The following is a 9,476-nucleotide window of genomic DNA, read 5'->3' on the forward strand; positions in this document are numbered from 1 at the left end:
ACGTCGGGACGTCGGTGGAGCCCTGGATGCTGGCGTGTCCGCGCAGCGCCATCACACCGCCACCCGGACGACCCATGTTGCCCAGCAACAGCTGGATGATCGCTCCGGTACGGATGTACTGCACGCCCACGCTGTGCTGCGTCCAACCCACTGAATAGATCAGCATGCCGGTGCGCTCCCGGCCGGAGTTCGCCGTCCACGCCCGCGCCAGTTCCAGGAACTGCTCCTGCGGAATGCCGCAGACCCGCTCCACCATCTCCGGGGTGTAGCGCGCGAAGTGCCGCTTGAGGATCTGGTAGACGCAGCGCGGATGCTGCAACGTCTCGTCCCGTCGGGTCTGCCCGCCCACCGGCGCGCCGTGCGACTCGTGGGCCAGCCCGGCGGCGCTGTCCCGCTCCTGGGCGGTGTGCCCGCTGCCGGAGGAATCCTCATGGCCCTCGTACTGCCAGCTGTCCTGCACGTAACTGCCGGTCTCCGGGTCGAAGCCGGAGAAGAACCCGTCACCGTCCTCGGTGTCGCTGAACTCCTCACTGACGATCGTCGCCGCGTTGGTGTAGGCGAGCACGTACTCCCGGAAGTCGAGCTCGTTGTCCAGGATGTAGCGCACCACCCCACCGAGCAGGGCGATGTCGGTGCCCGCCCGGATCGGCAGGTACGCGTCCGCCACCGCACTGGTCCGGGTGAACCGCGGGTCGACGTGGAACACCTTCGCGCCACGGCGCTTGGCCTCCATCACCCACTGGAAACCCACCGGGTGCGCCTCGGCCATGTTCGAACCCTGAATGACGATGACGTCAGCGTTGGCGATGTCCTGCTGGAAATCCGTCGCACCGCCACGACCGAAGCTGGCCCCCAGACCGGGGACGGTGGCGGAGTGTCAAATACGGGCCTGGTTCTCGATCTGCAAGGCGCCCATCGCGGTGAACAACTTCTTGATGAGGTAGTTCTCCTCGTTGTCCAGCGTCGCCCCACCCAGACTGGAGATACCCAGCGTCCGGTTGAGCGGCCGGCCCTGCGCGTCGACGTCCTCCCAGGTCTGCTCGCGCGCGGCGAGCATCCGGTCGGCGATCATGTCGAGTGCGGTGTCGAGCTCCAGGTCTTCCCACTGGGTAGAGTACGGACGGCGGTAACGGACCTTCGTCTGCCGCAGCGGACTCGTCACCAGGCTCTTGCTCGCCGACCCCTTCGGACACAGTCGACCCCGCGAGATCGGGCTGTCCGGATCACCCTCGATCTGACTGACCCGCCCGTCCTTCACGTACACCCGCTGGCCACAGCCCACCGCGCAGTACGGACAGACCGAGCGGGCGACACTGTCGGCGGCCTCGGTACGGGGAGTCAGCTCCGCCGAACGGGGGGACTGCGCCGCAGCGCCCCGGCCGAGCGGGTCGGTGCCGGTGAGCTGCCGGTAGACCGGCCAACCCTCGATGAAGGTCCGTAAACCCATCCTCGACACCCCCTCCCACGCGAGCGACCCTCTGAACATAGGTCAACTGAGAGACGTTGGCGAGCCGAGGAACCAGCGGCGGGCACAGACAGCGCCGCCCCCGGCCCGGGTGGGTCGGGGGCGGCGCTGGTGTCGGTGTGCAGGTCGCCTCTCGGCGAGTGGCGCGACGCGGCTCCAGCCGAACGGTGTTCCGCGACGGCGATAGTAGGTGAGGCCCGGGGACACTGAGTCACACCGACACTGGTTCACAACCAGCCGGCCGCGCCAACTGTTCCCGCCCCGCGCAGACCTTGGACAGTTTCCGTTCACGGGCATGCCGATGGCCGGCACCCCGTGTTGCGGGGTGCCGGCCATCGTGTCTGTGTGTGGTGGGTCAGCTGTTCCAGTGCTGGGCGACCAGGTCGGTGGCCTGCTGCTCCCACTGGGCGTACGCGTCCGGGTAGGCCGAGACCTGCACGGTCTGCGCGGCGTCGGTCAGCGGCATGTCCTGCCAGCCGTCAACCTGCTTCAGACCCTTGAGGAACGCCGTCGTCGAGTACGCGGGGTCGGTGATCTGCTCCGGGGTGCCCCAACCCGAGCTCGGGCGCTGCTGGAACAGGCCCAACGAGTCGTGGTCGTTGCGGTCGCCGAGGTGGCCGAGGTTCTCCAGCTTCGACTCCTGCAGGCTCGTCGCGATCGAGATGACCGCGGCCCGCTCGGGCAGGCCGGCCTTCTTCGTCGCGGCGATGATCGCCTTGACATTCGCGGTCTGCTCACCGTTCAGGGTGATGTGCGACTGCTCGCCCTGCGGCTTCGACGCGGCCGTCTGCACCGCGGCGGCGGCCGGCTTGGCGTCGACCGGGTTGGCGTGCGCGGCGACCGGGCCGGCGAACACGCCACCGGCGAAGGCCAGACCAGCAACAGACAGCACACTCTTACGAATGATCGTGTTCATGGGGGTTAGCTCCTTCGGGGGTAGGAACACCCGCACACCGATCCGGGGGATGGTGACGCGGGTGTGAGCACCTCGTCCGGCGCTGCACAAAGTCTTTGAGGGGTCGGCGGCCTGCAAGCCCGGAGGGCTCGCGGCGCCGGGTCCGTGTGTAACGACCGGCGGGCCGGAGTCATTCCGGGGATGGCCCAGCGGCCGTGGTCCTGCGATCGTCAGGGTATGTAACGACCCCCGGCCAGCCACGATTCCGCCGCACCGGTGCGACCGGTCACAGCCCAGAAGACCCCAGACCGGACAAACACCCCACCTCGCGTGGCGGGGTGAGGGTCATCCCGGGCGATCAGGCGATGACAGGCCTCACCCCGCGAGGCGGGAGCGGACCTTCTCGGCGCAGGTGTCCAGGACCGTCCGCGCGTCGAGCCCCAGACTCTCGATCGCCACAAGCGCGGTGAACGCCACGTCGGCCAACTCCGCCGCCACGTCCTCGCGGGTGTGGGTGACGCCTTTGCGCGGATTCTGTCCGAGCAGCCCGATCCAGGCGGCGGACGCCTCCCCCGCCTCCTCGGTCAGTTTGAGGATTCGGCAGGTCAGTTCCGTCTGCCCGGTGCCGTTCGCCGCGTCCAGCCAGGCTCGCGAAGCCCGGGCCGCGTCCCAGATCGAGTCGTCCACGGCGACCAGTCAACCCGACCGCCCGACCGGGCCGCGTACCCGGGCGGCATCACCGGAAGACGGACCGGCAGTGCGGGCGGCGCCCCCACACGGCCCGGCCTGACCGGCCGGACAGTCACGCCTGAGCGGCCGGTCAGCGTACCCATTGACTCCGGTCGACGGCGGTCCTAGGTTCAGGGCGCTACCGGCCGGTAGGCAACCGTCCCGCCTGGTCGCCCCGGAGGCGACATCCGTCCGATGGGGAGCGTCGATGCTGTCCACACCCGTTCGTACCCTGCGCCGCCTGGTCGCGGCCACCGCGACCCTGATCCTGGCCGTCGGGCTGGCCGGCGCCGCGCCGGCCGCCGCCGCCGGCCGCGATCCCGGGGGCGGCCAGCCGCTGCCCGGATACACCATCGAGAATCCGCCGCTGGCCCCGCTGGTCGTGGCCGGCCGGCCGACGACGGTACGCCAGGGCGTGCACCGCCACGCCGGGTACATCATCGAGGTCCCCACCCGGTGGAACGGCGACCTGGTGCTGTGGGCGCACGGCTACCGCGGTCAGGGCACGGTGCTCTCGCCGGAGCCTCCCGCGTTCGAGCTGCGCCAGCGCCTGCTGGAGCAGGGGTACGCGTGGGCGTCGTCGTCGTACGACCGCAACGGCTTCGACATCCGCTCGGGGGTGCTGGGCACCAGGGACCTGGCCGACCACTTCGGACGGACCGTCCGCAAGCCGCACCGCACCTACCTCGCCGGGGTGTCGATGGGCGGGTACGTCATCGGTCGTTCCCTGGAGCAGTACCCGGGCTTCTACGACGGGGCGCTACCCATGTGCGGGGTGCTCGGCGATCAGACGCTGCTCGACTTCTACCTGGACTACAACCTGGTCGCGCAGGCCCTGGCCGAGGTGCCGGCCTATCCCACGCCGGCCGACTACCTGAGCAACGCGGTCCCGCGCATCCAGGTGGCGCTCGGCCTGGCCGGGCTGACCCCCACCGGGCCGGACACCACGACCGACCGGGGCAGGCAGTTGCGGGCCATCACGGTCAACCGTTCGGGCGGGCCGCGTCCCGGCGCGGACGCCGCGTTCGCGGTCTGGAAGGACTTCCTCTTCTCCATCAGCGTGCCCACCGGGAGCGGCAACTCCCCTGCCCAGCGGCCCGGTCAGCTGTCCACCAACCTGCTCACCCGCTACACCCCGAACAGTCCGGTCGACGTCAACACCACCGTGCGGCGGGTCGCTCCGGAGAACGTCGTGCAGCGACTCCTGCCGACGCTGACCGAGGTGCCGCGGATCGCCGGCCGACCCACCGCGCCGGTGCTCAGCCTGCACGGCCTCGGTGACCTGTTCGTGCCGTTCAGCATGGAGCAGGCGTACGCCACCGACGTGGCCCGCAACGGTCGCAGCCGGCTGGTGGTGCAGCGGGCCATCCGGGCCACGCAGCACTGCGAGTTCACCCCGACCGAGGCGGGCGTCGCCTGGGACGACCTGGTGTCCTGGGTACACACCGGCAAGCGCCCGGCCGGTGACAGCGTGACCGATCCGGCGGTGGTTGCCCGAGCCGACTACGGCTGCCGGTTCAGCGACCGGGCCGCGTACGCCGCCGGGGTCGGCACCCGCCGCCTCTACCCCGCCTGCTGAGTACGAGAAAACCGGCCGGCTCCCGTGCGGGGAGCCGGCCGGTTCTGTGTGCCGGTGTCACCAGAGCTGCTGGACGATGTCCGCCGCCTGCTCCTCCCACTGCGCGTACGCGTACGGGAAGGCGGAGACCTGCACGGTCTGCGCGGCGGCGGTCAGCGGCAGGTCCTGCCAGCCGCCCACGTTCTTGAGCGCCGAGAAGAACGCCGTGGCCGAGTACTCCGGGTCGGTGATCTGCTCGGGCGTGCCCCAACCGGACGACGGGCGCTGCTGGAACAGGCCCTGCGAGTCGTGGTCGTTGTACGCGCCGAGGTGACCGAGGTTGTAGAGCTTCGACTCCTGCAACGAGGTGGCGACGCCGATCACGGCGCCCCGGTCACCGACGCCTGTCTTCTTGGCGGCGTCGACGATCGCCCGGGCGTTGTCGAGCTGCGCGTCGTCGAGCGGGATGCGCGACTGGGCGCCCTCGATGCCGTGCGGGATCAGCTCGGCACGGCTGGGCTTGCCGGCCGGCGGCTTGCCGGTGGCGGAGCCGGTGGTCAGGCCCGACTCGACGGGCTGGTCTTCCTGCTGCGCCGAGGTGGCGGCCTTGCCGGTGGCGAGGTCGATGGCGGCGACGGCGCCCTGGTGCGGTCCGGAGGTGACCGGGGCGGCGGTCGCGGTGGGCGCGAGCGCCAGGCCGCCGAGGGCAGCCACACCCACCACACTCAGCGCGGTCTTGCGGTACGAGTCCTTCGCGATGGCGGGGAGCCATCGAGTGAAGTCGACCTTCACGATGGTTGCCCTTTCGATCGTGCGGAGCGCTCCGGGGTGAACACTCCTCGGGAGATGACCGCGGAAAAGGGTTTGGGCTCCGGCGGTACGGGGGACACAACCAGCTTGGCGTGTCGGGCATTCCGGAAATGCCCGAGCTGCGGCAGCCTGCGGCCCCGGTCACTCCGGCGGACCGGACGATCGGCGCGGATGAGCCCGGACCGGTCAGCCGGCGTGCGGCGTGCCGAACCGGACGAGAACGTGCCAGAGCTGCTTGAGGTGCTGAAGGGTGTCCGCTGTCGGACCCCGGTCCGCCCAGCGGTCCGGCTCGGTGACCGCCGACACCGCGCCCCGGCCGATCAGCGCCGCGTCCACCGGTGCGCCCGGTCGGGCGAACTCGCGGTGCAGACGCGCCGCCAACACCGGGATCGCGGGGCCCCGGAACTCGGGGTCGACCCGATCGACCGCCAGCGTGAAGCCGGGGTGCCACCGAAGTGGGAAACCATACCGCTGGGCGATCAGTTCCAGCGTCGCGCCCGTCGGGGTGCCGGCGAAGGACGGGTCCGCCACCAGTTCCTCGACATCATGAGCGAGGGCGAGGGTGCCGTGGATCTGAGCTTCCAGGTAGTCGTCGAGCGCACGACCGACCGGGGGCGGCGCGCTCGGACCGTTCAGCACCGTCCGGACCAGGGTGCTCACGTCCGTCCCGGCTCGGCCCAGGCATTCGCCGGTGGCGACGACGCCGCCCAGCAGCCCGGCGAGCATCGCCTCGAACGCGTCGGCGGTGCCCACCACACGCGGGCCGAGGTGGCTGTCTCCGAGGCAGAACGTGGCCCGCGCCAGCACCGCCGTGCGCAGCCGCAGGTGGCACGAGCCGAAGCGGGGACAAGCGCCGTCCGCGTGGTCGAGCACGTTCAGGCCGCCGTACGTGGGCCGCTCGGCCGGCGTGACGTCGGATCGCTGGTACGCGCCGTCGAACATCACGTGCTCCCAGCGGTCCCGGTCGCTGCCGGGGTACGCCATCAGCTTGCCGTTCGAGATCCCCGTGACGAACTGACTGCGGTACACCCCGTCCTCGGCCAGGGCGACGGCGACGGGCCTCCCGTCGGCGCACAGCCGGTCCGGGTGGAAGTTGACGGTGAGCCGACCAGACTGGACGACCGCGGCGAGGAACTGCTCCGGACGGTGGCGGACGCCGACGGCCGCGAGTTCCCGGGCGATGGTGGCGAGGGCGGCGGGACGCTCGACCACGGCCAGCGACCGGACGTACGCGAGGGCGGCCGCCTGCCCCGGGGCGAGAGCCGTGGCCAGACGCCCGTCCGGCTCAGTGGTCGCCGTCATCACCCGCGTGGTCACCGTCGTCCGGCGTCGCCAACTCCTCGAAGACGGTGATGTGCAGGTCGGCCGGAGCGTCGAGGCGGGAGTTGAGCGACTGCCAAGGGGTACGCGTCGGCGGCGCGACCTCGCTCGCCCCGGCGGCGACCAGCCGGGCGGTGGTCGCCTCGGCGTCGTCCACCTCGAAGGCCACCCGGATGCGCGGCGCCACCTGCCGCCTCACCTCGACCTCGTCGATCATGCGCTTCTGCGCCGGGTTGGCGATCTCCAGGGTGGCGCGGCCCGCGTCCAGGATCACCACCCGGGCGTCCCCCTCGCCGCTGAACGCGGCCTCCTCGCGCAGGCCCAGCGCGTCGCGGAAGAACGCCACGGCGGCGTCGTGGTCGACCGCCTCGACGACGAGACGCAACTGACGGACAACGGGTACGGGCTGCTCGACGGGCATGCGCGCGATCATAACGTCGTAGTCTCACACCGTCCGGAAGGGAGCGACGATGGTCGACGAGACGTACCAGCTGCATCCGGTCGGCCGGGTCTCCTCGCCGCTGACCGACGCGGCGAGCGCGCCCCGGCAGGGCGACGAGGGCGCGCCGGAGGCGTGGCTGGTCTTCGACCCGCAGGTCGGGCGTGCCCTGCGGGACGTGCGGGTCGGCGCTGACCTGCTGGTGCTGACCTGGCTGGACCGGGCGCGGCGGGACGTCCTGGCGGTACGCCCGCGCGGCGACGAGAGCCGCCCGGAGACCGGCGTGTTCAGCACCCGCTCGCCGCACCGGCCCAACCCGATCGGGCTGCACCGGGTGCGGGTGCTGGCCGTGGACGGGCTGCGCCTGCGGGTGGCCGACCTGGAGGTGCTCGACGGCACCCCGCTGCTGGACGTCAAGCCGGTGCTGGGGGCGGCCGACGAGCGCTGAGCCCGTCGGCCGCCCGCCAACGCCGGCCCGACCCCGGACGGCTCAGTGGCCGCGGGCCAGCCACTCCGGCAGGTGCGGCGCCTCCGCGCCGATCGTGGTGTCGTCGCCGTGCCCCGGGTGCACGACCGTCTCCGCCGGCAGTGTGAGCAGGCGGGTACGGATCGACCGGACGATGGTGTCGAAGTCGCTGAACGAGCGCCCGGTCGCGCCGGGCCCGCCGTTGAACAGCGTGTCGCCGGTGAACACCGCGCCCAGGGCCGGGGCGTGGAAGCTGCACGCGCCGGGGCTGTGCCCGGGGGTGTGCAGCACCCGCAGCGTGGTGCCGGCCACCTCGATGCCCTGACCGTCGTGCAGCTCGCCGTGCGGCGGCAGGTGCGGGTGGACCATGTCCCACAGCACCCGGTCGGCGGCGTGCAGCAGCACCGGCGCGCCGGTGGCCTCGGCCAGCTCGGGTGCCACCCGGACGTGGTCGTCGTGCGCGTGGGTGGCCAGGATCGCCCGGACCCGGCGGTCCCCCACCAGGGCGAGGATCGCCGCCACGTCGTGCGGGGCGTCCAGTACGACACACTCGCTGTCGTCGCCGACCACCCACACGTTGTTGTCCACGTCGAAGGTCTGGCCGTCGAGGGAGAACGTGCCGGCGGTGACCGCGCGGTCGACCCGGGCGGCCATCAGAACACCACCACCGAGCGCAGCACGTCACCGCCGTGCATCCGGTCGAACGCGTTCTCGACCTGGTCGAGTGCGATCTCCTCGGTGACGAAGGCGTCCAGGTCGAGTCGGCCCTGAAGGTACAGCTCGGTGAGCATCGGGAAGTCGCGGCTGGGCAGGCAGTCGCCGTACCAACTGGACTTGAGGGCGCCGCCGCGGCCGAAGACATCCAGCAACGGCACCTCGACCTGCATCTGCGGGGTCGGCACGCCGACCAGCACCACCGTGCCGGCCAGGTCCCGGGCGTAGAAGGCCTGCTTCCACGTCTCCGGGCGGCCCACCGCGTCGATCACCACGTCGGCGCCGAAGCCACCGGTGGCGGCGCGGATCGCCTCGACCGGGTCGGTCTCGGAGGCGTTCACGGTGTGCGTGGCGCCGAACGTGCGGGCCCAGTCGAGCTTGCGGCTGTCGGTGTCCACCGCGACGATCGTCGTGGCGCCCGCGAGAGCCGCGCCGGCGACCGCCGCGTCACCGACGCCGCCGCAGCCGATCACCGCGACCGAGTCGCCACGGGTGACGTTGCCGGTGTTCATGGCGGCGCCCAGCCCGGCCATCACCCCGCAGCCGAGCAGGCCCACGGCCGCCGGCCGCGCGGCCGGGTCCACCTTCGTGCACTGGCCGGCGTGCACCAGGGTCTTCTCGGCGAACGCGCCGATGCCCAGCGCCGGGGTCAGCTCGGTGCCGTCGGTGAGGGTCATCCGCTGCCTGGCGTTGTGGGTGTTGAAGCAGTACCACGGCCGGCCGCGGCGGCAGGCCCGGCACACCCCGCACACCGCGCGCCAGTTGAGCACCACGAAGTCACCCGGGGCGACATCGGTGACGCCGGCGCCCACCTGCTCGACGATGCCCGCCGCCTCGTGGCCGAGCAGGAACGGGTAGTCGTCGTTGATGCCACCCTCGCGGTAGTGCAGGTCGGTGTGGCAGACCCCGCAGGACTGGATTCGGACGACGGCCTCACCGGGGCCCGGATCGGGCACCACGATGGTGGTGACCTCGACCGGCGCTCCCTTGCTGCGGGAGATGACTCCCCGGACTTCCTGGCTCACTTCGCCTCCTGCTGGTGGTGTGCGGCCCGGCGTACGGCTCGCGTGCTCCGGGTCG

At 71.8% G+C, this 9,476-nt stretch carries 10 protein-coding genes; 2 read left to right on the forward strand and 8 right to left on the reverse strand.

The annotated features are described in order from the left end of the window. The 3 genes from FHG89_RS33640 to FHG89_RS09920 all read right to left on the reverse strand — a co-directional run. Positions 1-1,447, reverse strand: a 1,447-nt coding sequence (locus tag FHG89_RS33640; protein WP_244295312.1) for a molybdopterin-dependent oxidoreductase, incomplete at its 3' end; no start/stop codon positions are given. A gap of 373 nt (positions 1,448-1,820) precedes the next feature. Then, on the reverse strand, positions 1,821-2,381 hold the full coding sequence (locus tag FHG89_RS09915) for a hypothetical protein (protein ID WP_139584080.1): 561 nt from the start codon (positions 2,379-2,381) through the stop codon (positions 1,821-1,823). Positions 2,382-2,735: 354 nt separating this feature from the next. Then, the gene (locus tag FHG89_RS09920; RefSeq protein ID WP_139584081.1) at positions 2,736-3,047 is read right to left on the reverse strand and encodes a MazG-like family protein; all 312 of its coding nucleotides are present in this window, start codon (positions 3,045-3,047) and stop codon (positions 2,736-2,738) included. A gap of 250 nt (positions 3,048-3,297) precedes the next feature. Here FHG89_RS09920 and FHG89_RS09925 point away from each other — a divergent pair, with 250 nt between their 5' ends. Continuing rightward, a complete protein-coding gene (locus FHG89_RS09925) occupies positions 3,298-4,668 on the forward strand; it encodes a hypothetical protein (RefSeq protein ID WP_139584082.1) in 1,371 nt (456 codons plus the stop codon). 57 nt (positions 4,669-4,725) lie between these two features. On the opposite strand, the gene FHG89_RS09930 is transcribed toward FHG89_RS09925, so the two are convergent. From FHG89_RS09930 to FHG89_RS09940, 3 genes are all read right to left on the reverse strand, one after another. Next, positions 4,726-5,439 (reverse strand): hypothetical protein, encoded by a 714-nt coding sequence (locus FHG89_RS09930; RefSeq protein WP_139584083.1) that lies wholly within the window; start codon positions 5,437-5,439, stop codon positions 4,726-4,728. 204 nt (positions 5,440-5,643) lie between these two features. Then, positions 5,644-6,759 carry a DUF3626 domain-containing protein gene (locus tag FHG89_RS09935; protein WP_139584084.1) on the reverse strand — a complete coding sequence of 372 codons (1,116 nt, stop codon included), beginning with the start codon at positions 6,757-6,759 and terminating at the stop codon, positions 5,644-5,646. Then, positions 6,743-7,198 carry a VOC family protein gene (locus tag FHG89_RS09940; RefSeq protein WP_139584085.1) on the reverse strand — a complete coding sequence of 152 codons (456 nt, stop codon included), beginning with the start codon at positions 7,196-7,198 and terminating at the stop codon, positions 6,743-6,745. Before FHG89_RS09940 ends, FHG89_RS09935 begins: the two co-directional genes overlap by 17 nt. Positions 7,199-7,247: 49 nt before the next feature. On the opposite strand from FHG89_RS09940, the gene tsaA reads away from it, so the two are divergent. Continuing rightward, entirely contained in the window at positions 7,248-7,664 is a 417-nt protein-coding gene (tsaA, locus tag FHG89_RS09945) for a tRNA (N6-threonylcarbamoyladenosine(37)-N6)-methyltransferase TrmO (protein WP_139584086.1), read from the forward strand. A gap of 42 nt (positions 7,665-7,706) precedes the next feature. On the opposite strand, the gene FHG89_RS09950 is transcribed toward tsaA, so the two are convergent. Next, positions 7,707-8,336 (reverse strand): MBL fold metallo-hydrolase, encoded by a 630-nt coding sequence (locus tag FHG89_RS09950; protein WP_139584087.1) that lies wholly within the window; start codon positions 8,334-8,336, stop codon positions 7,707-7,709. Continuing rightward, entirely contained in the window at positions 8,336-9,421 is a 1,086-nt protein-coding gene (locus FHG89_RS09955) for an S-(hydroxymethyl)mycothiol dehydrogenase (protein WP_139584088.1), read from the reverse strand. Before FHG89_RS09955 ends, FHG89_RS09950 begins: the two co-directional genes overlap by 1 nt. Positions 9,422-9,476: the final 55 nt, after the last annotated feature.

Source organism: Micromonospora orduensis, assembly GCF_006228125.1.
Taxonomy (GTDB): domain Bacteria; phylum Actinomycetota; class Actinomycetes; order Mycobacteriales; family Micromonosporaceae; genus Micromonospora; species Micromonospora orduensis.